This window comes from Pseudoalteromonas sp. MMG013 (assembly GCF_018100885.1).
GTDB lineage: Bacteria > Pseudomonadota > Gammaproteobacteria > Enterobacterales > Alteromonadaceae > Pseudoalteromonas > Pseudoalteromonas aurantia.
Window position 1 is genome coordinate 33,264 of sequence record NZ_JAGJEE010000025.1, and the last position, 24,224, is coordinate 57,487.

Consider the following 24,224-nt stretch of genomic DNA (forward strand, 5'->3'; position numbering starts at 1 on the left):
CTTGATACTTTGCAAATATTAAGCAAAGTCGCTCATAATTACGTGATAGTTGACACCACCTGTGCCAAACCCATTGACCGTTGCATGGCGCATTCCTTTGGGCGTCGAATAAGCTTGGTTTGAGTTCAGAGGGTCATAGCCAAGCTGAGAAAGTTGTAAGTCGCTGTGTAGATCACCTCGAATTAAATTTCTTGGTATTTGATTATGTTCAAAGCTCAGTAGCACTTTAATAATGCTTGCTAATCCGGCTACTGCGAATGTATGCCCAAATTGTGTTTTGAGCGCACCTAGCTTCAATTGGTTGTGTGTACGGGCGCCATAGATAGATGAAATGGCGTTGATTTCGACTGAATCCCCAACAGGCGTGCCTGTCCCATGTGTTTCTACGAATTCAATATGCGATGGTTTTATGAATGTTTGTGCAAAAGCATGGCGCATTGCCTGAATCTGGCCTTCAGTATTAGGCGCTATCATTGATTTACTGAGCGTACTGGAGCCAATCGCATTAAGTTCAGCTTTTATTGGCCAATCGTATTTCTGAGCCAGCGTGTTGGTGGTTAGCATGACCATTGCACAACCGTCACCGGGTGTGAAGCCATCAGCAGTTTGGCAAAAAGTTGCTATAACGTCACGTGAAAGCATTTGTTGGTTAGAGCATACACTGAGGTCATGTAAATTGACGGGCAGCTCGAGTGCGGCGACAATTGCAACGTCAATTCTGCCACTGGCGATGGCATTTTTGGCACAATCCAATGCGGCAATAGATCCAGCACAAGCGGCTTCAATCGCAAGGTGCTGGCAATCCTCTAATGCAAAGTGCGCGGCTACTTGTTTACTTAAGTTACTGGCTTGAAAGTCTTCACTTAATGCATCTTCATTAAATTGTGTTTGCCATTCACTGAGAGACGTAAGTGCTGAACTGTTTGGATTGTTGCCATTGAGTATCTCGTAGCATTGCGTACATAGTGCCTTTAATTTCGACGCCAGTAGTTTGCGACGTTCACTATATGGGCCTAAATTAGTCGCCGTGATAACCATGGACCGACTATGTTTTGGTATATCTAAAGATGGCCATTGCTTGAGCGTTTGGGCGAGCACGCTTTTAGGGGAAGGTTGCCCAAGTTGATCTCGGTGTGTCGTATTAAGCTTCGCTGCCGCATTGCAATAGTAGCTGTCATGTTGCGCCCCATTTTCATGATATAAGGAGCCTGACGCATATGTATCATGGATTAAAGATGATATACCGCCCGTTTTATCCGTGAGGCCTTGCCAATATTCAGTAACGCCAGAGCGGTTAGCCATCCAAATCTGATGGTCGCATAGCACAACCGCATGTGCCTCATTTACTGCGATTGGGCAAAAAGTACGACTGATAGTAAAGCTCGGTGCGGAGTGCCCCTCGTTTGTGTCGAAAAATAAAGCTCTGGTATGATTGTTTGGCTTTTTTAACCAATTATTAAGTACTAAAGCACTGCCGACGATACCGGTATCGGGCAATATATTTGCACGAAGGTCTAAATTAATATTATGTGTGTGAAGCGCGGGTTTTAGTTGTTCAGTCAGTGGCGCATTTGTGATTGAGCACAGTACCACGCTCTGTGATGATTGAGTCTTTGCATGCTCAACAATGCGGTTTTTTTCACACATGAAGGCGTTGACTAGATATCCTCTCGCGTTGTCTATGGGTTTATTACAACGCTTCAAAAGCAGCACACTCGCACCAAGGCGCTGCGTATTGGAGTGGTTGGGTATGTCGTTAGCAATTGCAATTAGAACAGAGTCAGTTTGTTCAGTTCGTAAGCTATCGAACGCCAATGCCATAGCTTGTGCAAAGCTATTATTGGCCGCTTCTATGGCAAACGAACGGCCATTTAATCCGCAGCTCTGTGCTATACGGGTTGCCATTGTCGTTGCCATCTCACCGACTTTATCATGGCTGCTGTTTAGCTCAGTGGGTAACAAATCAGCCAACTGTGATGCTGACTTATCACAGCTTAAATGCATTAGTTCCCTGAGCATCGCATTCGCAGTGAGCCGATAGTGATTCGCTAATTGTCTATCAGTGCCAGCGTGGGTGCATAGAATAACGTCTGTTCTATCGTTATTGATGTGCCCTTTATGGGTATCAATTAACGTACTACTGAGTTGTAATAGGGGTAGCTGCATACGATTGATTGCTGTGCGATAAATTGGCGGAATAGCAAATTTAGCGTATTGCTTTTTATCATTTAGCAAGGCCAAAGAGCCATCTTTTGGTGAGCCAATAAGGTGCGCACAATCAATCAGTGCAATTGCAGTGTTGTTATTTAATGTCATGAGCACTCCACCTTCGCCAGTTGTGGATAATCAATCTTTCCATTGGCGTTTTTAGGTAACTTACTGAGTGCTTTAAAGCGATGTGGGATCATGTACACAGGTAAATGTTCTGCACAGTATGCTTTTAGTTCAATGGCGCTGGGCTTATTTGCCATATTTGTTGGTGAGTACGTCGCAATGATTTTTGCTGACTCTATACAGTATCGCGTTGCGACTTCTGTGATACTTTCATGCAGGCTCAATCGCGCTTCGATTTCACCCAGTTCAATACGAAAGCCGGCAACTTTAATCATGCGATCACGGCGGCCAAGAAAGTAATATTTACCAGCTGCAAATTGCACAATATCACCTGTTTTATGAAGGTGCTGCTGATGGTTTTTACTTTGTTGGCCTTCATTACAATAACCAGGGGTAACGCACGAACCCCTGACGACCAATTCGCCGATTGCACCTTCTAATTGCGGTATTTCTGCGTTATCTTCACCGATTAACTGGACTTGGCTATCGCCAAAGGGTGTACCAATGGGTATTGCCCCGTCGCTGATAATATCTTCATCTGTGATGGAGTATGCAAGGCAGACGTTTGTTTCAGTTGGCCCATAAAAGTTGAAAAACTGGCAGTGTTGAATGTTGTCATTTAACGTCCGTAGACAGGATTTTGGCATGACCTCGCCAGCAAAAATAATATGGGTGAGTGATAGCACTTGAGCTTGTTGCCAAAGTGCAATTCTATTCATTAAATTCAGCAGGGAAGGGACGGTATACATCACGTTGATTTTTTGTTCTTTTAAGATATTTGCCAAAAGCAAAGGCTGCTTTACGACGTCTTCTGATGTGACGTATAAACTGCCGCCAACAGTCAAGCTCATAAAGAGATCAAAGGTACTTAAATCAAAATTGAAACTGGCGATATTTAAAAAACGATGTGTGCTTGATAACGATAATGATTGTTGACACCAGTTGATAAAATGTAACAAATTCTTGATTGATAACTTCACACCTTTCGGCCGGCCTGTTGAGCCAGAAGTAAATAAAATTGCTGCTAGGTCATTGTTATCAAAGCTTACCTTTGGTTTTTTGTATGACGTGTGAATATGCTTAAACCAATTAAAAGAGGTTATGTTAGGTGTTGATGTGCCTGTTTTTCTTATTTCAATGATGCGAATATTTGGATATTCACTTTGTAGGGCTATTGCTTGGGTTAGGTGTGTAGAGTCTACAATAAGCGTATCCACTTCTGCGTCGCCCAAAATGAGTGAGACTCGTGCCGTAGGCTGCTTTGCGTCAATTGGCACATAAGCAGATCGAGCTGTTAAAGAGGCTAATATTGCCAATACATAGTGATTGTTCTTCTCAAGCCAAATAGCCGTTCGTTTGGTTGGTTGAAGCACAGTTGCCAAGGCGCCAACATAATTTGCGGCTTGTTGGTAACTACACATTGGTTCAGCCAATAGAAACGGCTGCTCTGGTTGGGATTGAGCCCAATGAAATAGCGCGGTATGCAGCGCATTTGACAACGTGTTATTCATCACTACTCCTTAGCTATTAAAACCGGGTAAACCCACTTCTTTTGCGGCTTTAATTAATATTTCTATTGCTTGATCTAAATCCTCTTTAGTATGTTGAGAGAGCACACTGATCCTGAGTCTTGCATCGCCTACGGCAACGCCAGGAAAGACAACGGTTTGGCAAAACATACCCATTTGTCGAACATGATGGCCCAGCTCCATTGTGCGCTTTTCATCGCCAATAACGATGGGAATGATGGCACTTTCTGAATCACCTGTATCAAATCCACACTCACGAAGTGCGCTATGTAAGTAATTGACATTACTCCAAAGGTTTTCTAGCCTCTGGGGTTGTGTTTCCATGATATCGATGCACTGTATTAACCCTGCAGCAACATGGGCAGGAATGGTGGCTGCAAAAACGTATGAGTTTGCATAAAAACGCAAATAATCAATAACCTCTTTATCCCCGCAGACGAACCCCCCCATACCAGCAAGTGTTTTACTCATGGTGCCAAGTTCAAGATCAACTTCATGTTTTAAGTTGAAATGTTCAGCTGTGCCAGAACCAGTGGCACCTAATATCCCAGTTGAATGAGCATCATCAATGAGAATGCGGGCTTGGTATTTGCGCGCTAACCTTACCATTTCAGGGAGTTTGACGATGTTGCCGTGCATGCTAAATACACCGTCAGCGACAATGAGCTTACCACCGTCATTATCACTACAGTTTTTAAGGACTTCTTCCAATGACGCCATGTCATTGTGTTTGTAAATTCGCTTTTTAGCACCAGACAATTTACAACCATCTTGAATACTCATATGGTTATACACGTCAGTGATAATGGTGTCTTTAGGGCCCATTAATGCTGAAATTGTGCCTAAATTAGCAGAGTAACCTGAAGGGAATACAATACAGGCTTCACGGCCTTTAAAGCGGGCTAAGCGCTCTTCTAACTCAAGGTGTAAGTGGTTCGTACCGCCAATTAAACGGCACCCCGTGTTAGTGGCTCCATACTGCTTTACAGCATCACTAATTGCGTTAACAACCCGAGGTTCATTGGCTAAGCCTAAGTAGTTGTTTGACGCAAACATTAAAAACTCACGCTCTTTATTTTGATATGCATCAAAAATAATGGCACGATTCTCACATTTTGAACTAAGTGGCATGCCGTACCAAAAGTCGCCCGTTTTTTCATGTGATGCATAAAAATCATTGAACTTTCTCACTTTACTGAACAGATCAGGACTCCCATCCGCCACGAAATCTCGCATGGTTTGAGAGGAGATTGAGGTATCAGCAGTAACAAGTTGGTTAGTATCTTTCAGCACAGGTTGTGCACCGATATTCATGCCCAGAGAGGCAAGTTTTTGTTGCCCTTTTTCTGTAATTGCAACGTCTTTACAACAATTAATAAGATCGGCAATGGTATTAAAGCTTGCTGTATTGAGTTTGTTCTCAAAAGCAAATAGCGGCTGCATTTCATCCACAATACTTGCCAATATAATGGAGTCTATACCTAGGCCTTCCTCCATAGCTTGATCGAGCAATAAGTCTGACTCTGAATAGCATGTTTGCTCTTTAACGATATCGAGTATGAGCGGCTGAATCTCAGCCGCTAAATGGGTGTTTAGTGTCATGTATAAATCCGTTTATTTAGTTGATTTCTTCAATGCCAATGATTTGTTCAAGTGAAGGCGCCTCAAACTCACTTGTAGGTTTAGTGGAAATTTTTTCCTTCAAAACCTTTTGTTCGTTTGCTTCACGGATCAGCTTTTCTCTAAAGCGGATATAATGCGCGTTTACTTTATCCAGTGGGATCAGACGATTGGCTTTTGGACTTGATACTTTTGGATTTTGATATGAAATCACAGCCATATCTTTATCCTGTTGTACAAAACGTTCGATACGGCACATGTACCATGGGCGCACTGGTCGCCAAAATGGTATCGGCAGTGGTTTAATGAGTGGCAGTAGCAAATCACGTTTGGGTTCTTGGTAACAAACACAGACCCAGCAGGTATTGTCGTCTATGGGGGTCGGTATGAAAATAACATCAAACACATCACTTCTGATCAATACCAAGTTAGGCATTTGAACATCAATACCAAATTTCCAACCACGAGTCCAAGGCTTACGAGCGACGAGGGTTTCCTCTGCTGTACGCTCATCATCAGGGCGTAATACAAAATCACTGGTTATTAGCGTGCCATCTACTTTGCACTCAAAGTTGTCTACTTTACCGCCTTTAGGGTCCCAAATGTTGATTGCAGATCCTTTGTGAACAAAGGGTATATGATAAATTTCACACACACTTTCAACGTAGCGAGTGTAGTTGATTGGTGCATCCCAACCGTAAAAAGAATAGTACCCTTGGTATTCTTTGAACTGTTTAAACATAGGAACTTCTGGATACTCATTCTCTGGTAATTGATCACCATACCAAAACCAAATGAGTCCGAACTCTTCTTTTACTTTATAGGTTTTTACACACATTCCTTTAGGAACGTCACCGTTTTTTCCCAATACAGGCATGTGAACACAATCACCTTTTTGGTCAAATTGGAAGCCATGGTAAGGGCAGGCAATTACATCACCATGCTGCTGTCCGCGACTTAACATAACGCCTTTATGTGGACATTTATCATCCATGCAGACGAGCTTGCCTGTTGTATCGCGATATAATACGAGTAGCTTATTTAGACGTTTTAGCCCGATTGGTTTCTTTTTGACATCTTGGATTCTTGAAATTGCATACCATTGATTAGGGATCATAGTGCGGCCTCCTTATTGCTGTGGTGTTCGACGACTTTGCTGAGTACTGCGACGGTCGCAAAATTGTCAGGGTGAATATCGATAACCGGTAATCGCAATGCAAATTCGCGATGTATAAACTCAACAACGTCAAAAATAGACGCTGAATCTAAGATGTTTAGCTTGATTATTGGTGTGTCAGGGGCAACTTGTTCATCGTCATCGAGGTAGCTGGTGGCGATAAAGTGGCATAGCTTTGCTGACACAGTTTCAACTGAGGGGTTTAACATGTTGAGTCTAACTCCGTTGGGGTCGTTTTATTTGCTACTTGGTGTATTTTGTTCGCCAGCAAAGAGGGAGTATTACAGCTATAAAGTATGTCTGGAGCCAAATAAACGCCGGTTTGCTGTTCTAATCTAAATAGGATCTCCATGGCCAATACCGAGTCTAGTCCGACATTAGCGAGAGAGTCTTTAGGTGATATTTGTGCACTTGCAACACCGGTTAGTTCAGTAACTTGGAGAATTAACCAGTGTTCAATATTGAGGATATCTTTCAAGTTAAGCGTGTGCGAAGTGCTGGATTTTGGGTTAGAACTATGTCGTTGCTCTTGAAAATTAAAATGGAAATACGTATGCAACTCAGATTTCTCAAACGCCTGCTTAATTGCAATGCGTTGTAACTTACCTGATGAGGTGATCTTGATGGTTTTGCGGGGCAAAAACAGTATTTGGTCTGCTTTGACACCAAAACGATCAATTAATCGTGTGTTCAGCGACGTAGTTAGTGCCTCAAAGTTGTCAATATTACGGGGCACCTCGATGGCCATCACCAATTGCTCATTCTGTTCATGCATGACCGAAAACGCAGCACTTCGGCAATTTTTTAACTCAGGAAAAGCCAGAGATGCCTCATACTCAAGATCTTGAGGATAGAAATTGGCACCTCTGAGAATAATGACTTCTTTTAAGCGGCCAGTGATGAATAATTCGTCATTGTCATAAAAACCGAGATCTCCTGTACGATGAAATGTTTCGTCGTAGCTATCCAGTTGTAGGCCAAAGTTTGCGATGGTCCGAGCTTCATCTTGCCAATACCCTGGGCTTATGCTGCTGCCTTGTAGCCACACTTCCCCCACTTGCCCTTGTGCCACCTCAGAGTGTGAAATGGGGTCAACTACTTTAACATTAAGAGAGTGATGTACAGTGCCGCTACTGACCAACCATTGACTGTGTTTCGCTTCAGCTGATGCTTGTTTTACTACACCGCGTTTAAGTAATGGTTCATCAACACACAGTTGTTTGTATTGGTGCCCATGAGGTTTCCCGCTTACCATGAGGGTTGCTTCAGCCATACCGTAACAGGGTAAAAAAGCATTGGCTTGTAGACCGCATTGCGCAAATTTATCAAAAAACTGAGTAATGGTATGCGAATTTATAGGCTCAGCACCACAAAATAGATTCTCAAGCGATGATAAATCAAGCTCGGCTAATCTAGCTGGACGAATATTTTTGAGTGCCAAATCGAATGCAAAATTAGGCGCGCCTGTTGTGGTCGCCTTAAAATCAGTGACTGCCTTCAACCAAGTAAATTGGCTACGTAAAAATAAATCAGTTGGCATTAGTAAGGTTGGGTATCCGGTATAAACACCTTGCATAACACCACCGACTAGCCCCATATCATGATGGGGAGGAAGCCATAACATCATTCGAGTTTTATCTTCTACGTGTCCGAAACTTTGGCGTATAAGTTCAGAATTTTCTAGGGTGTTTTGATTGGTAATGATGACACCTTTAGGCTTACCTGTGGTGCCAGAGCTATATTGCAATAGGGCAATATCGGCATTATCAGTTTTGAACTCATGTAACCCAGGCGCATCCGTATTGGTACAATCCTCGACCAATAACCAACGAACATGTTTATCAACAAGTTGTTCTTGCAGTAAGGGAAGGATCTCCCTATTAGTGATTATGATTGGATTGCCTAAGTCACTAATCGCATAATCGAGTCGTTCAATTTGTAGCTGATTTTTAGGTGGGAAAGAAGGGACTGCAATAACTTTCGCGGCCATACATCCGTAAAAAGCAGATACAAAATCAGCACCTTGTGGGAGCACAATGAGTGCTTGATCTTGTTCTGAGTTCACACATTTAGATAGCGAGAGCAATGTGTGAGCTATTTGGCTTATGGCCGTCGCGATCGTTTTGTAATCATAGCTTACTGATTGCTCACCCTTCGCAGTTATAAACTGAAAAACTTCTTGGTCAGGCTTATTTAGTGCGTCCGATGCGAGTAAATCAATCAAGCTATTTGCTTCACATTGTAAAAGGTCTCTTTTTGGAAAAAGAGGGTTCGAAGTTCCCATGCTACATAATCCTTTTTGCTTTACTTGGTTACATAATTGAACACAAATGTGAAAGAAGTGTGTAGATATGTTAAATATTAATCCGAATTAAATGGTACTTATTAACATTGAATTAACTATTGTGGGCGAGTATTTTCGTTTTTTGGTGATTTTTTAGCAACTTTGTTGATAGTGCTTTTCATTACCGTTCCTGTGATAGATGTATTTTTGTCGTCTTTTTGAACAGGTGGATTCAGGTGGGGTGATTTTATTTTAAGTTAAAACAATAATTTAAAATTTAATTTTAAATTGATTTCGATTGCCTCCTGGGTAGGGGCGGGATTGTTGTGAATTTTGATGACGTGGATACTCTATTCTTAATTTTAATAAATTAAATAAGTCATGAAAATAATTTGTATTGGGTTTAGTTCCCATTATTGCTGCATAATGCGCAATATTTAATCACTATCATTTAGATCACGTTTTACTGTGTTGAGTGAACAGGATTTAACAGTAGTAAAAGTGTCCATGCGGACACTTTGAAACTGTCCGCGGACAATAAATATTACCCATAAAAATTAAAATTCCTTTATAATCAATAATTTATTTTTTGGCATGATATTCGGATAGTAAAAGGAAAGTCAGATTATTTAAAGAGTACAAGATGTTGTTAACGAGTGCGTTTCTAATTTCTCCAGTAATTATGTTTATTGCTGTTGCTTTGGTCACCCTATGTGAAGCAATGAGTACTGTTGTAAGGAGAGGAAAATGATAAAAGACACCAGTGGACAAGATCTGCCCGTTCAAGTGAGCAAACCATCATATGTTAAAAAAGGCCTATTGGGCGTTGCATTACTTTTGGGGATTGCAGTATCTGCAAATGCAGTGATTAATACTAGCAATGCACAGTTATCTTTAGCGAAAAGTAGCTTAAACATTGCGAAAGTGACCGTGGGTAATTTTGTCAGAGATGTTGCGGCAACGGGGTTTGTGGTTGCTGCGAATGCGCCACAAGCATATAGCCCAGAGCAAGGCTTTGTCACACTCAAAGTGAAAGCTGGAGACTCAGTTAAACTCGGGCAGACTCTGGCGTTAGTAGACAGCCCTGAATTGGAAAATATATTAAAGCAGCAACAATCAGAGTTACTCCGTCTCCATGGAGAGCTGTCACGTCGTGAATTAGAAGCCAGACGAGATACGCTAGCACTGAACAATGCATTAGATTTGGCAAAAGTTGAGTTAACGGCAGCCCAACGTGAAAATAGACGTGCACAACTGTCTATTAAGCAAAGCCTTATTAGCCAAATTGATTTGGAACAAGCACAAGATGAGTTAGCAAGAGCTGAGCTTACCTTTCATCATGCAGTTAAAGAAGCGGAGATCACAAAAGACACTTTGGCGTTTGAATTAGAGTCAGCAAAAAATACCGTAGCACAACAGCAGCTCGCGGTGGATGAGTTAATTCGTAAAGTTAATAACTTAGATGTGAAAGCAAGTGTTGCAGGTATTGTGGGCAACTTGTTAGTACAACCTAAATCAGCCGTATCAAAAAACCAAGCATTAATGACGTTAGTAGATTTAAGTGCCTTTGAGGCGCAGTTGCAAGTACCCGAAAGTTATGCAAATGAATTAGGCCTCGGTATGGATGTAGCGCTGAAAATTGGCGGTAAAGATGTGCTGGGCAAATTGTCAGCTATTTCTCCTGAGGTTAACGATCGGGAGGTCACTACTCGCGTTCGCTTTTCTCAAGAACACATCAGTAATATCCGGCAGAACCAACGGTTATCAGCAAGGATCATATTGGAAAATAAAGAAGACGTCTTGATGATCCGTAGAGGCGCATTTTTAGATGCTGGAGGTCATGTTGCTTATAAAGTCGAAGGTGATACTGCAAAACGTATATCAATTAACACCGGCGCGACGAGTATCCGCAGCGTAGAAGTACTCGATGGTTTGCGTTTAGGCGATGAAGTGATTGTGTCAAATTATGCCCAGTTTAAAAAAGCAAATACGGTGTTGCTACGAGAGTAACTCTATTTAGCAACCCTGTTTTAAATCAAATATTCAAATTGTAGAACAATAAAAACTATTAGGAACAAACATGTTAAATATGAATGGTATAAGCAAAGTGTATCAAACAGAAATGGTGCAAACTCATGCCTTGCGAGACTTTGATTTGCAAGTTAATGAAGGGGAATTTATTGCGGTAACGGGGCCTTCAGGCTCAGGTAAAACGACCTTTTTAAATATTGCCGGTGTACTGGAGCCGTTTACACAAGGCCAGTATTTACTTGATGGTGTAGATATTGGCAAGCTAAATGACAATCAACGTGCAGATATTAGGAACCAAAAAATAGGTTATATTTTTCAGGGGTTTAATTTAATACCAGACTTAAACTTGTATGAAAATGTTGAAGTGCCATTACGTTATAGAGGCATTAAAGCTGCTGAGAGAAAGCGTCGAATTGAATCGAGTTTAGAGCAAGTAGGTTTAGCGAGCAGAGCGAAACATTTACCGCAGCAGCTATCAGGCGGTCAGCAGCAAAGAGTAGCTATAGCTCGCGCATTAGCGGGTAAACCACGCTTTTTATTGGCAGATGAGCCAACCGGTAACCTAGACAGTTTAATGGCTCGGCAAGTAATGGAACTCCTAGAACAAATTAACCGCGATGGGGCGACCATCGTCATGGTAACACATGATCCGGAGCTTGCTCGTCGAGCGCCAAGGAATATTCAAGTTGTTGACGGTCAAATCGCGGATTTTTCTCTTTATCAGGGAAATCCAGCAGCAGTTGTTGGAGCGTAATTATGTTTTTTCATTATGTTGATTTAAGTTGGCGAAGTTTGAAGCGTACACCGATGGTGAGTTTACTGATGGTGATAGCCATTGCTGTGGGAATTGGCATCACGATGACGAGCCTCTCGGTTTACCACATGATGTCAGCAGATCCGATCCCGAGCAAAAGTACACAATTACATCACGTTCAATTACAAACGATGGATGACGGTCGCGATTGGTGGTCAGATGATAATATGCCTTATCAAGTTACTTATCCGGATGCGATAAATTTATTAAATGCAGACTTACCCTATCGTCGAACCGCAATGATTGCAGCAGGGTTTGCGGTACATGTGGATGATAGCGATATGAAACCGTTTCTAGAGCGAGCACGGGTCGCCAATGCAGATCTCTTTTCCATGTTTAATTTGGAATTTATTTACGGAAGTGCCTGGACGCGAAACGATGAAGACACGCAAGCATCGGTGGTGGTTATTTCACAAAGTTTGAATGACACACTGTTCCAAGGTGAAAATTCGGTTGGTAAAACAATTAACTTGGATGGTATGACGGTGCGTATTGTTGGTGTTATTAAGGATTGGCCAACCTACGTCAAGTATTATGACCTGAATAACGGGGCATTCCGTGACCCTGAGCACATATTTTTACCATTTAGCTTAATTGCACCAAATGAAATCATTACGTGGGGGAATAGTAATGGTTGGAAAGCGGAGAATGTCAGAGGCTTTCAAGATAAACTCAAATCAGAACAGTTTTGGGTACAGTTTTGGGTTGATTTACCTACAGACGAAGATGAGTTGGCATATGGGCAATTTTTAATGTCGTATATGGCCGAGCAGCAGAAACTAGGTCGGTTTGCCCGTAAAGAGTTGGATTTTGCATTACGTGACGTTAAGCAAATGATGGTGTATCGCGAAGTGGTTAATGAAGATAATAAAATATTGGTGATGCTGAGCTTTATGTTTTTAGCTGTTTGCCTTGCCAATATACTCGGACTGCTGTTGGCGAAGTTTTTACGACGCGCACCTGAAGTTGGTGTAAGGCGTGCACTTGGGGCAAGTAAGACACAGGTATTTATTCAGCATTTAGTGGAGGTAGGGTTACTTGGTGTAATAGGAGGAGTACTCGGTATTTTCATTGCACAAGCTGGCTTATGGGGAATGCGAAAAAGCAATGATGCGTACACGGTGATTGCAGATATGGATTTAACTATGTTGCTTTCAGCCCCAGCCATTGCTGTAAGTGTCTGTATTTTAGCTGGCCTTTACCCGGCATGGTTAGTATGTCGAACCACACCAGCCACTTACCTTAAAAGTCAATAAGGACCCATTATGTTTGAATTTAGACCCATTATTAACGCATTGCTGCGTGCTAAGTCTGGTGCGATCTTATTACTAATGCAGATTGCCATTACCACCGCCATTGTTAGCAATGCCGCCTTTATTATTAACGACCGCATTGCGTACCTAGAGCAAGAAACTGGATTACCTGAACAAGATATTTTTCAATTTAATATGATGATTTTTGGGAAAAACATTGATTTAGCAAAACAGATTGAAGTTGATGAAAGCTTATTGCGCAGCATACCAGGCGTGATTGATGCAGTGTATATTAATGCAGTACCGCTGTCGGGCGGTGGTTCAGGGGGGAGCTATAATTTACTGCCCTCAAATGAAAAATCCCCGTCGATAAATGCCTCCTATTTTAGGGCTGATAGCCATGTGTTAAATACACTCGGGGTGGAACTGGTCGCTGGACGAGATTTAAATGAATCAGATGTAATGTTCACCTCTGATGTAAGTGAATTGCCTAAAGTGGCTTTAGTAACTCAAGCAATGCATGACGAAATGTTTCCACAAGGCAACGGTCTTGGTAAAACCATTTATCGTCGAGATAATGCGATAAAAATTGTGGGTATTATTAAACTTTTAAAAGGGCCGTGGTTGCAAGATGAAAGAAGAGACCGTTCACTTATTTTTCCACAAGTTCGACCAAGCAGTTTTCAAAAGTTTTTGATTAGAACAGAGCCCAATGAAAGAGCCGCAGTGATGCATCGAATCGAAGATGTTTTGCTTGCGGAGTATCCTGATAGAGTCATTGACGTGATCAAAGGCTTAGATCAATTAAAGGCGGAATATGTGGCTGAGGATACTCTGATGGTTCGCATGTTAATGGTGCTTATAACGGTGTTAGTTTTGATAACAGCGTTAGGGATCTTTGGTTTAACCCTATTTAATATCAATAAACGATTAAAGCAGATAGGGACTCGACGCGCACTTGGCGCAAGAAAATCTGCAATAATACGGTATTTTTTAGTAGAAAACACATTAATATGCTCTGTGGGGGTTGTATTGGGGAGCGCGGGTGCGCTGTGGATGGGGGCGAAGTTAATGGCGTTATTTTCATTACCCTCATTATCAGTGTCTTACGTTATTGTAACGGGCGCATTCGTTATTTTGATGAGTTTGTTTGCTGTCATTGGGCCAGCCAAACGCGCAGCAGATATATCCCCTAGCATTGCCACTAGAAGTATATAATTATTCTTTATTTATTAGTTGTTTAGCATAATTAACCAACATGTTACACTGCATCAGCGGTGTAACATAAAAGAAGAAAAAGATGGATAAAATACTGATTGTGGATGATAACCAAGCGGTGCTTGATGCATTATCTTTATTACTTGAAATTCACGGATATGATGTTGTGACAGCCGTATCGCCTTTTGATGCAGAGCAAATAATTCGATACCAAAAAGTATCGCTTGTAATGCAAGATATGAATTTTACCGCGGATACGACATCTGGTGAAGAGGGCATTGCACTGTTTAATGTGCTAAGACGTTTAAACCCAACATTACCTATTATTTTGATGACGGCTTGGACCGAGTTGGAAACGGCCATAGAGCTGGTCAAATTAGGCGCAGCTGATTACATTGCGAAACCTTGGGATGACACCAAGCTGCTGACCAGTATTACTAACCTAATCGCCTTAGGTAAAGCCAATGCACAGAATCAGACCCATGAACGACAGAAAAACGAACGCAGGCTGCCTAGAGCGCAGGCAAATCTTGTGGGCTTGGTTTATGCGAGTACAGCAATGGAGCGAGTGGTTGATATGTCGTTACAGTTGGCAAAATCTGATGTGTCGGTATTGATCACTGGACCTAACGGCAGTGGTAAAGAGCGTATTGCGGAAATTATTCAAGCCAACTCAACCGTGGCAAACAAGCCATTTATTAAAGTCAATGCGGGGGCACTACCGCAAGAGCTGATAGAAGCCGAGTTATTTGGTGCAGAAGCAGGTGCGTATACAGGCGCAAACAAAAAGCGCATTGGTCGATTTGAAGCGGCAGATGGTGGCACACTCTTTCTAGATGAAATAGGGAACTTACCTTTATCAGGGCAAATAAAATTATTGCGGGTGTTACAAACGGGTGAGTTTGAACGATTGGGATCAACGGTCACTCAAAAGGTGTCAGTGCGGGTTGTCTCTGCTACCAATGCAAATTTGCACAATGATATTCAAGCTGGGCGATTTCGAGAAGATTTATATTACCGCTTAAATGTGATTGAACTTAATCTTCCACCATTAAACGCCCGTCAAGACGATGTTATTCCGCTTATTCGTCATTTTCTGCCAAGGAGAGAGATAAGTTATCATGCCGAACAAGCACTTATTGCACATAACTGGCCAGGTAATGTGAGGGAGCTTGAGAATGCCTGTAAGCGCGTAAGTGTATTAAAGCCACAGGGCATACTTGAAATCGAAGACTTTGGATTATCAGAGTCTTTGAATATAGAGTCAAACCAAGCACCAACACCAAAGCTTGAGCCGAGTAAGCAAGAGATTGAAGCTGCAATGCATTCACATCAAGGGGTGATCGCCAAAGTTGCTCGCCAGTTTGGATTAACACGTCAGGCGCTATATCGTCGTTTACAAAAATTTGAGATTGACTATTGATGCACACATTAAGTAGCTGGACTCCACGGTCATTGAAAGGGCGGTTTATTGCTGCATCTAGCGCGGTGGTTTTATGCGTTTGTATGCCAATTTTGACCTGGCAATTTAGTAACTGGCAATGGGTCGTGTCAGCGACTATTGGCATATTACTACTGACTAATGTGTTGTGCCGATGTTTTTTGTCGGCACTACTTGAGCCAATTAAAGCCCTTGAAGTGGGGTTGCTGAATTTTAAAGATGGTGAGTTTTCTCATTCATTGGCTTACGCTGAGCATGATGAATTAGGGCGGTTGTGTACGTTATATAATGAAACAGCTCTGCAATTGCGACAGGAAAAACAATGGATCTATCAGCGAGAATTAATGCTAGATAAAGTATTACAAAGTTCTCCGCAGGCACTGCTTTTAGTCGACAGCAATGACACGGTTGTATTTAGTAATTATAGTGCAAGGGCATTGTGTAAAAGCAGTGCAGCATTGGAAGGTATGAAAATTGATGTGTTAATGCAAGAGACTTCTGCTGAATTTTTTGAGGTATTACAGGCTGGACGTGAAGGGCTCTTTAGCATTCAAGTTGATAAAGATGAAACACAAACTTGGCACTTGGCAACTGGACAATTTTTACTTAATAATCAAAATCATAAGCTGTACTTATTTAAGCAATTAACCCGAGAGTTAAGTCGTCAAGAAGTTGCTGTATGGAAGAAAGTGATACGTATTATTAGCCATGAGCTGAATAACTCATTGGGACCAATGTCATCTATGTTACACAGTGCAAAACTGCTAACTGACCACGTTGATGACCAGCGACTTGAGCGGGTATTTTCTACTATTGAAGAACGTATTCATCACTTAACTGAATTCGTGCAGGGTTATGGTAAGTTTGCTAAATTACCACCACCAAAATATAGTCAAATAAATTGGACTTCTTTATTAGCAGGTCTTCATCAGCAATGGCAATTTAACGGACCAAACATTTTACCTACACAGCCGTTTTTGGCTGATCAAGTACAATTAGAACAGTTGCTAATTAATTTAATCAAAAATGCTCATGAATCAGGCTCTAAACCTGAACAAGTCACAATGCATATTACTCAAAGTATGCAAGGTGTTACTCTCTGTGTTCAAGATCAAGGCAAAGGAATGAGTGAGACTGTTATGGCAAACGCGTTGATCCCGTTTTACTCAACGAAGTCGACTGGAAGTGGCTTAGGGCTGGCACTATGCCGTGAAATTGTAGAGGCACATCATGGTCAACTTAGTTTGCATAATCATGAAGAAGGTGGTTTGAAAGTAAAAATATTTATACCACATGAGTGAGCTAAGTGATACGCCGTACCACCGAGCTTTATCAACATACTACCTCGGTGGGTCTATTTGTCCATTGACAGAACTGTTTACTCTAAACCACCCTGCAATTGAATATCGTGGACGTGTGGCTGGAAGCACCTCATGTGGATATTCATCACTTAAAAAAGTGACTAATGTACCAAACTGTGGCGTGATTTTTTGCTGTAGAATACTGTGATCGTGGGCGTCAAAAATAGCCAGTTCACCACCGTAATCGGCTCGCCAGTTTTGATTTAAATATAACACAGTAGAGAGTACGCGATTGGTATTGCCTTGGAAGGCATCGAGGTGTTTTTTATAAAAAGCACCGGGTTCATAATGAGCAAAATGACATTCATAGCTGAATAACCCCATAAAAAGCCGGCGATTCAGATGGTTTTTCAGTTCGTCCATATACGTTAAAAACGTATTTTCTAACGCATGACCGCTGTCAAGCCAATGAATTTTATCGCTGCGTATTTCGGTGTTTTGCGTGTGCTCCGTTTGTCGACCAATGCCCGCGGCCGAAAAATCACTGCCTGAGAATAATGTCAATCGTTGTACTAATGCTTGTAAGGCAGGTTCGGTTTTATCTATGGTTTGAACACTTAAACCCGTGACTCGTAAATCTTGGGCGATACGATCAAATAGTTCGTCAGTTGTGTGCAAGAAGACCTCGGCTTGGGCTGTGCTGAATAATATTCAGGGGTTTTACCATATTGCGACTACGTACGCGACTTGAAAGTGTCAAAATAAGCAAAAATGAAGGTATTTACTGATCTAGGTCTGCCATTATATGTTGTGCCGCATTTTCAATGAGATCAAGCACAACTTCAAAGCCATCACCTTCACCATAGTATGGATCTGGGATTTCATCGTAGCGCGAATCACCATAACTTAGAAAAAGCTTTAATTTATGTTGATATTGTGCGGGACATATAGCGGATAGATCACTGAGGTTTGCTTTGTCCGCGGCCAATATCAAGTCAAAGTCAGCAAAGTCTTTTGAATTAATTTGGCGTGCACGCATATTACCAAAGTCATATCCTCTTCGCTCACCCGCAGCACGACTTCTTTTATCGGGTGGGTTGCCTTGATGGTAGGCAATGGTACCTGCTGAGTCGACAATAATATTAAGCTTGGTATTAAGTGCCAATTTCCGTAATACCGCTTCACCGGTAGGGGAGCGACAAATATTGCCCATACAAACGATGAGTATTTTAAAGGGGGTATGTTGCGTCATTTTATTATTTAATGGTGTATAGATTGAGTAAAAATACACGAAATCGTCTCGTTGGCGTAGTCTTTTTGAACGAAAGCGTCATTGAGTTATAGGTTTTTACATGATTATTCACGGACTGTTGAGTGGCTTTTTTGTGATACCAGAATCACAAAAGGATTAATCGGGCTAGGAGAAATAGCTTGGTATATAGGACTCGAATGGAGTCTTATCCGTGTTTAATTTGAATTGTATATTTTCCTTGGTAAAGGAACCAATATCGGTAAATTTAAGGGGGAATCATGCGCGATAATAGTAACCGTATTAAAATATCTAGTGTAGAAATGGCGACATAACAGGCCGTAGTTCGTCAACTTGATGCTTATAACAATCGAGATATCAAAGTATTTGCGGCACCTATCATGATGATGTTGAGATTCATGAATTTCCAGGAGGATGACGTTTTGAAGGGAAAAGTAAGTTGATTGAACATTGCGGGCCTAAGTTGACGCGTTTAAGACGTGTACATACTGTTTCGTTAACTCGCATTGTGAATAATATACTGGCTGACCATGAACTCGGGCAATCATGTAATGAAGACTCTGATGTTGTTGACCGTAGCTTCCATGTTATTGCCAGTTATAAGTAGTTGATTTTTTTATTAAGTATTTAATTTTATGTGGAAATAAGCGTGAGTGTGATGTCGTGGGGCTTTATTAACCCAGTGTTTTGAAGCCGTGTAATTATCAGCAATGACTTTCAGGGCTCTATTTTTTAAGTAGGCTTATTTACTGTTCTAGTTATTTAAGTTAAATGCGGTGAATTATCTATTTTAAATAAAAGCTAAACATATCTTAAATATCACGTTAACAATGGCAATGTATTATTATCGGGATTTTATAACACCATAAGGAAATCACATGAATAAATTAGCTTTCTTACTTGGTTTATCAACATTAAGCCTATCAATGACAGCAAGTGCAGCACACTGGTGTGAAGCATATATAGATGCAGTTGTACCAAGCGCATCAGGCATTACCGTAGTTGCAACAAGTAGTTATAATGGTAGATCGTTAGATATACTGACAAAAGATTATGATGATGGTAATTTTGGCGCTATGTATATGCGCTTATTAGATGCTAAAAAGGGTCGATATGTTGTACGGGTATATCCTGTAGAAGCGAAAGGCGAAGAAGATGGCGCATCTTGTACTGATGGTACACAAGACTATCTGAGAACAGTTGTTCGTCCGTTTTAGTTATAACTAGTTGAATAGAACCAAAACTGTTCATTTTAGATAATACAGTTTTGGTTCTTATGCTTGTTAGGATTTAATTTCTCACACTTTTTAATTATAATTTTTAATCTTATAAGTTTGGTGGTGGGTTTTAATTGATATCGCTATTAATGGCTTTATCACTAGTGAATTATAGTGACGACGTTATCATGTCATCGTTATTAAAATAATGAACATGATGATAAATCATGATTTTTATAAAAGTAAAGCCCACAGAGTATACTCGTGTAGGCTTTGCGATATTTATTACTGTAAAGATTTACCAGCGTATCTGAGTTTTGAATTTATAATGACTCGTGCGACCCAAATACTTCATATAGTATTCGCTCAGGAGCCACATTGAGTGCGAGCAACTGTTGTTTCATCGCAGCCATAAACGGTGTGGGTCCGCACAGGTAAAACTCACCAGATTCAATAGGTAATGACAGCTGCGCTAAATTTATTCGCCCTTGATGATGACCTTCGCCTTGTTCGTACCAAATGTCAGTACATAGTTCTGTGTGGCTGGCCGTTAGCATGTCAAGGCGTTTTGCAAAGCTATGTTCTGCTTGATTAATACAGGCATGGATAAAGTGTGTTTTGGGTAGTTGTGTTAAAGTTGCGATTGATTCAAGCATTGCCATCATTGGCGTAATGCCAACACCTGCACTGATCAGTACTTTGGGAGACATATTACTCTGAAGCATAAAATCTCCAGCTGGTGGGCTGAGCTCGACTTCATCGCCTGCTTTTAAGCTATGCATGTGGTTAGACACTAACCCTTGTTGCTTCACGCTGATCCGGTATCCATTAGGTTGCTTTTCACCTGATAAAGAGTACTGGCGTATTTGTACATTTTGGCATTCTACTGGTTTAACATGTACGGCAATGTACTGTCCAGGTTGAAAGTCGACAACGGCTTTGTTATCTGCACTGCGTAAGTAAAAACTTTTAACTTTGGCAGACTCTTGCACAATGCTATCAACAATAAATGTTCGAGTGTTGCGCCATCCGCCGAGTTTTTCCTCGGTGGTTTTATAAATTCCTTCTTCTTGTGTAATAAACACATCAGCCAACAAAGCGTAGGCTTCACGCCAAGCTTGTTCTATATCTGGGGTAAATTCATTAGGCGCGAGCTCTTTGAGAGTTTCAATTAGATGCAGCCCAACAATGTCATAATGATGCGGCAAAATATTTAAACTCGCATGTTTATGATTAATACGTTCAACGGCTGCTGCCAGTACCGGCAAGTTATCAATATGAGTTGCATACGCTGCGAGGGCGTTAAATAGCGCAAAATGTTGTTTACCACTTTGCTGGTTGCTCATGTTAAAGATATCTTTTAGCTCAGGGTTATGTGTAAACATCCGATCGTAAAAATGGGCGGTTACAGCGGTACCTGCTTGAGAGAGCAAAGGGATAGTACTTTTAACAAGTGCAATTGTGTTGCTTGATAGCATTAAATTCTCCAATGAATAAATTAACCACGACGTCCATCTACACGTTTTTGTGTTAAGACTTTAAAATAAGAAATACTGAATACAGCAAATGCAGCGCTCCATAATATTGCGCTGGCGATCCACGCTGGGTGTGGGCCGATAAGTTGGGGTAAGAAAGTACGGATCACTGCGCCTAGGGCCAATAAGGCAAAAGCGATGGACATAAATTTATTTGGCGTCAAAGCCCGTCCGGTATGGCCAAGTGACACGCGTGCAATCATCGCTAAAATAGTTAACCCGATTCCGCCTAATGTTATGAGGTGCAGCGCATCAGTGAATATGATTGTTGGTGTGAAAAAACTAACCCCACACAGCAGCAGTCCACATGCGGCGAAGAAATAACCCAGTTGTAATGACCATAAAAGAGGAACGTGGACGATGCCTTTGTGAAACCATAAAGCACTTCGCGTCAAATGTAATACAGAAGCTAAAACAATAAGGTAGCCAGGATTTATTGGTACGCTAAAGAGTTGGTTTACGGCAAATCCGCCGATCCCAAAAGTACTAATAATGAGTAGTAGTTTGTCAAGTAGAGGTGTACGTATTTGCTGCTCAAGTTTAAGTCCACGAGCAGTAAAAAATGGGATAACGCGCCCACCGACGACGCCAATCAGTAACATAAACCCCAACACGGCAAGTTGACTAAAAGTACGCGCAATCATGAATTCACCTTGCGCGCTGACAATCAGAAATAAAATATTAAATGTACACAAACCGCTTAATATTGCGATGAATGCGTAGTTATTCTTCGATTTTGCGCTGATCAGCATATGGCTTAGATATACAATTGAGTATAACCAAAAGGCCAATTGACCTAGGATCACCACAGGCAACAAATGCGGTGAAACAAAAAAAGTGATACGAGTTATACACCATATGAGTAGTAATGTTATGAGTCGAGGCCCAGACATACTGGGCACATTGGTCCATGTTTGTGCTGCAGTAAGTAAGAAACTCACGGCAATGGCACCAGCAAATGCAAAGATCATTTCATGGGCGTGCCAAAGACTGGCGGGGAGGCTGGTTTGCCACTGTAATTGCCCAGTCAGTAACAACGCCCAGAGTATAATGGCCAGTGCACCCCAGATACTGGCGAATAAGAAGAAAGCCCTAAATGGCATCATGAATAACGGCCATTGGGACACTTGATACCATTTGTATTGTTCTAGTACAGGCTCTGCTAGGTTGATTGGCCTCATTAACGTACCTCCATGCCGAGCTGATATTGGCACACACAGCGCAATACATAGCTAATTTTAAATAAGCCGGCTAATACAATATTGCTTATGTGGCTGGCAATTTGTGTTGTTAATGTAAAGTGCTCAGCAAGCGGGTAGCTCACGACAATACTTGCGATAAAGCAAAGTCCAAAGGTCAGCAATGCAGCATTGGAATAGTCTAAATGTTGTTGTGATATGAGCATGCGGTTCACCTGAGTTTATCAATGTTGTTTTAGTTATTGCACGCGCTGTGCCAATAAAAAACACGATATAATTCAGTGCATTAATGTTTTTTCGTTTGTAAATAGAGTCTAATTGACATATATTGTATAAGTCTTTAAATAACGAATGGGTCATATTGACATGGACCAAAGAAGCCTTTCACAATTACTCACGCTTAGCTCTTTGTTAACAAAGGCATTACCTAAAAAAACCGAGCAAAACTTAAATCAATTTTATAGTGCTGTAGTGCAAGCAATTAAAACGTGTGTGAGCGCTGATGCCGTTGCTTTACTATTGCATCAACAAGGTGCGTTAGTTCCTGCCGCAATAGATGGTTTGACGCGAGATACGTTTGGTCGACGCTTCAATATTGAAGATCACCCTCGACTGTTGGCAATATCCAGTAGCACAACCCCTATTATTTTTAATGAGCATAGTGAATTACCAGATCCATACGATGGTTTGTTGTTAGCGCAAGAAGGTGATATTCCAGTGCATGCCTGTATGGGGATCCCGTTGTATCACCAACATACACTACAAGGTGTTTTGACATTAGATAGCCTGACTCCAGGCATGTTTAAGCAATACCCCATGCCTTTTTTGCAGCATATTAACGATATTTTGGCGGAGCATTTGAATGTCGCTTTGTATCACGAGCAGTTATTACGTAAAGCCCAACATGGCGATGCGTTAGTGTCTGAATTAAACCAAGCAGCACACGATATGGTTGGCAATAGTACGCTGATGCAATCGTTGAAAAGTGATATTGAACTTGTGGCAAGTTCAGATTTTACGGTGTTGGTATTGGGCGAGACTGGTACAGGTAAAGAGCTGGTTGCGAGAAACATTCATGGTGCGTCACGTCGCTCAAACCAAGTTTTTGTACAAGTAAATTGTGCCTCACTACCAGAAAGTCTTGCTGAAAGTGAGTTTTTCGGGCACCGCAAAGGCGCTTTTACAGGCGCAGACAAACACCGAGATGGTAAATTTTTATTGGCAGATGGCGGAACTTTATTTTTAGATGAAATAGGGGAGCTCCCTTTGAACATTCAAAGTAAGCTATTACGCGTGTTGCAAAGTGGTGAAATTCAACCCGTGGGTGCCGATAACACGCAACATGTTGATGTTCGCATTGTCGCTGCGACCAATCGGGATCTTAAAACTGAAGTTCAAGCTGGGCGCTTTCGGGCTGACTTGTACCATAGGTTAAGTGTATATCCTTTGCAGGTGCCGCCGCTTCGAGCCAGACAAGATGATATTCCGTTATTGGCTGGTTTTTTTATAGAGCAGGTTCGAAAGAAGTTAGGCATTGGTCAATTGACCTTAAGTCACACATTAAGCCAGTCGTTAAGTGAGTATGATTGGCCCGGTAATATTCGCGAGCTTGAACATGTAATAAGCCGCAGCGCACTCAAAGCGAAGCAGGCGCAATGGCAACAAGATATTGTACGAATTGAGTTGATACATAGTGAGTTGAGCCAAAGTGAGCAGCAGGATAAACCCGTAAAAACCGCTGTTGTTGAGGTTGATTCGGCCCTGCCTTTTAAAGAAGCGGTCGATAATTTTCAAAAATCACACATTATTGCTGCACTCAAAGCGCATAAGCTTAATTGGGCTGCAACAGCTCGTGCGCTTCAGATGGACAGAGCCAATCTCGTTCGGTTAGCGAAACGGCTAGGGATAAAAATGACAAAGAATTTATAACTTATTGAATAATGATGATTAAAAACATTGATTATTGATATAAATACCGATGGTAAATATTACGAAAAAGGT

The 24,224-nt window shown here is 41.5% G+C and carries 20 protein-coding genes; 9 read left to right on the forward strand and 11 right to left on the reverse strand.

Annotated elements, in window-relative coordinates; genetic code table 11:
* Positions 1 to 18 precede the first annotated feature (18 nt).
* Genes J8L98_RS18490 through J8L98_RS18515 form a run of 6 tightly spaced genes read right to left on the reverse strand, consistent with a single transcriptional unit; the run spans position 19 to position 8,944 of the window.
* Positions 19 to 2,316 (reverse strand): polyketide synthase, encoded by a 2,298-nt coding sequence (locus J8L98_RS18490; RefSeq protein WP_210997651.1) that lies wholly within the window; start codon positions 2,314 to 2,316, stop codon positions 19 to 21.
* A complete protein-coding gene (locus J8L98_RS18495) occupies positions 2,313 to 3,845 on the reverse strand; it encodes an AMP-binding protein (protein WP_210997652.1) in 1,533 nt (510 codons plus the stop codon). Before J8L98_RS18495 ends, J8L98_RS18490 begins: the two co-directional genes overlap by 4 nt.
* Before the next feature lie 9 nt (positions 3,846 to 3,854).
* Positions 3,855 to 5,465 (reverse strand): aminotransferase class I/II-fold pyridoxal phosphate-dependent enzyme, encoded by a 1,611-nt coding sequence (locus J8L98_RS18500; protein ID WP_210997653.1) that lies wholly within the window; start codon positions 5,463 to 5,465, stop codon positions 3,855 to 3,857.
* A 16-nt stretch (positions 5,466 to 5,481) separates the two neighbouring features.
* Positions 5,482 to 6,600, reverse strand: a complete 1,119-nt coding sequence (locus J8L98_RS18505; protein ID WP_210997654.1) for a Rieske 2Fe-2S domain-containing protein — start codon at positions 6,598 to 6,600, stop codon at positions 5,482 to 5,484.
* Positions 6,597 to 6,869 carry an acyl carrier protein gene (locus J8L98_RS18510; protein ID WP_192509910.1) on the reverse strand — a complete coding sequence of 91 codons (273 nt, stop codon included), beginning with the start codon at positions 6,867 to 6,869 and terminating at the stop codon, positions 6,597 to 6,599. The genes J8L98_RS18505 and J8L98_RS18510 overlap by 4 nt, the downstream gene beginning before the upstream one ends.
* Positions 6,863 to 8,944 (reverse strand): AMP-binding protein, encoded by a 2,082-nt coding sequence (locus J8L98_RS18515; protein ID WP_210997655.1) that lies wholly within the window; start codon positions 8,942 to 8,944, stop codon positions 6,863 to 6,865. The genes J8L98_RS18510 and J8L98_RS18515 overlap by 7 nt, the downstream gene beginning before the upstream one ends.
* Positions 8,945 to 9,691: 747 nt before the next feature.
* Between J8L98_RS18515 and J8L98_RS18520 the strand changes: the two genes are divergently transcribed.
* The 6 genes from J8L98_RS18520 to J8L98_RS18545 all read left to right on the forward strand — a co-directional run bounded on the left by J8L98_RS18520 (position 9,692) and on the right by J8L98_RS18545 (position 17,002).
* Entirely contained in the window at positions 9,692 to 10,954 is a 1,263-nt protein-coding gene (locus J8L98_RS18520) for an HlyD family efflux transporter periplasmic adaptor subunit (RefSeq protein ID WP_210997656.1), read from the forward strand.
* Positions 10,955 to 11,024: 70 nt separating this feature from the next.
* On the forward strand, positions 11,025 to 11,729 hold the full coding sequence (locus tag J8L98_RS18525) for an ABC transporter ATP-binding protein (RefSeq protein WP_192509913.1): 705 nt from the start codon (positions 11,025 to 11,027) through the stop codon (positions 11,727 to 11,729).
* Between the two features lie 2 nt (positions 11,730 to 11,731).
* Complete coding sequence (locus tag J8L98_RS18530) at positions 11,732 to 13,045, forward strand: ABC transporter permease (protein ID WP_210997657.1); 1,314 nt, start codon at positions 11,732 to 11,734, stop codon at positions 13,043 to 13,045.
* A gap of 9 nt (positions 13,046 to 13,054) precedes the next feature.
* Entirely contained in the window at positions 13,055 to 14,260 is a 1,206-nt protein-coding gene (locus tag J8L98_RS18535) for an FtsX-like permease family protein (RefSeq protein ID WP_210997658.1), read from the forward strand.
* An 82-nt stretch (positions 14,261 to 14,342) separates the two neighbouring features.
* Entirely contained in the window at positions 14,343 to 15,683 is a 1,341-nt protein-coding gene (locus tag J8L98_RS18540) for a sigma-54 dependent transcriptional regulator (protein WP_192509916.1), read from the forward strand.
* An 83-nt stretch (positions 15,684 to 15,766) separates the two neighbouring features.
* A complete protein-coding gene (locus J8L98_RS18545; RefSeq protein WP_210997659.1) occupies positions 15,767 to 17,002 on the forward strand; it encodes an ATP-binding protein in 1,236 nt (411 codons plus the stop codon).
* Positions 17,003 to 17,041: 39 nt separating this feature from the next.
* Here J8L98_RS18545 and J8L98_RS18550 read toward each other — a convergent pair whose 3' ends face one another.
* Complete coding sequence (locus tag J8L98_RS18550) at positions 17,042 to 17,680, reverse strand: 2OG-Fe(II) oxygenase (RefSeq protein WP_210997660.1); 639 nt, start codon at positions 17,678 to 17,680, stop codon at positions 17,042 to 17,044.
* A gap of 103 nt (positions 17,681 to 17,783) precedes the next feature.
* Positions 17,784 to 18,254: a low molecular weight protein-tyrosine-phosphatase gene (locus J8L98_RS18555; protein WP_210997661.1), complete on the reverse strand. Its 471-nt coding sequence runs from the start codon at positions 18,252 to 18,254 to the stop codon at positions 17,784 to 17,786.
* Positions 18,255 to 18,711: 457 nt separating this feature from the next.
* On the opposite strand from J8L98_RS18555, the gene J8L98_RS18560 reads away from it, so the two are divergent.
* On the forward strand, positions 18,712 to 18,879 hold the full coding sequence (locus J8L98_RS18560; RefSeq protein ID WP_210997662.1) for a hypothetical protein: 168 nt from the start codon (positions 18,712 to 18,714) through the stop codon (positions 18,877 to 18,879).
* Between the two features lie 271 nt (positions 18,880 to 19,150).
* Positions 19,151 to 19,489, forward strand: coding sequence for a hypothetical protein (locus tag J8L98_RS18565; RefSeq protein ID WP_210997663.1), 339 nt, complete (start codon positions 19,151 to 19,153; stop codon positions 19,487 to 19,489).
* A 323-nt stretch (positions 19,490 to 19,812) separates the two neighbouring features.
* Here the strand turns inward: J8L98_RS18565 and hmpA are convergent, their stop codons facing one another.
* From hmpA to J8L98_RS18580, 3 genes are read right to left on the reverse strand one after another with little or no spacing between them, the layout of a single operon-like run.
* A complete protein-coding gene (gene hmpA, locus J8L98_RS18570; RefSeq protein ID WP_210997664.1) occupies positions 19,813 to 20,967 on the reverse strand; it encodes an NO-inducible flavohemoprotein in 1,155 nt (384 codons plus the stop codon).
* Between the two features lie 20 nt (positions 20,968 to 20,987).
* A complete protein-coding gene (locus J8L98_RS18575; protein ID WP_210997665.1) occupies positions 20,988 to 22,205 on the reverse strand; it encodes an NnrS family protein in 1,218 nt (405 codons plus the stop codon).
* On the reverse strand, positions 22,205 to 22,429 hold the full coding sequence (locus tag J8L98_RS18580) for a hypothetical protein (protein ID WP_192509923.1): 225 nt from the start codon (positions 22,427 to 22,429) through the stop codon (positions 22,205 to 22,207). The genes J8L98_RS18575 and J8L98_RS18580 overlap by 1 nt, the downstream gene beginning before the upstream one ends.
* A gap of 160 nt (positions 22,430 to 22,589) precedes the next feature.
* Between J8L98_RS18580 and norR the strand changes: the two genes are divergently transcribed.
* Positions 22,590 to 24,152 carry a nitric oxide reductase transcriptional regulator NorR gene (gene norR / locus J8L98_RS18585; RefSeq protein ID WP_210997666.1) on the forward strand — a complete coding sequence of 521 codons (1,563 nt, stop codon included), beginning with the start codon at positions 22,590 to 22,592 and terminating at the stop codon, positions 24,150 to 24,152.
* Positions 24,153 to 24,224: the final 72 nt, after the last annotated feature.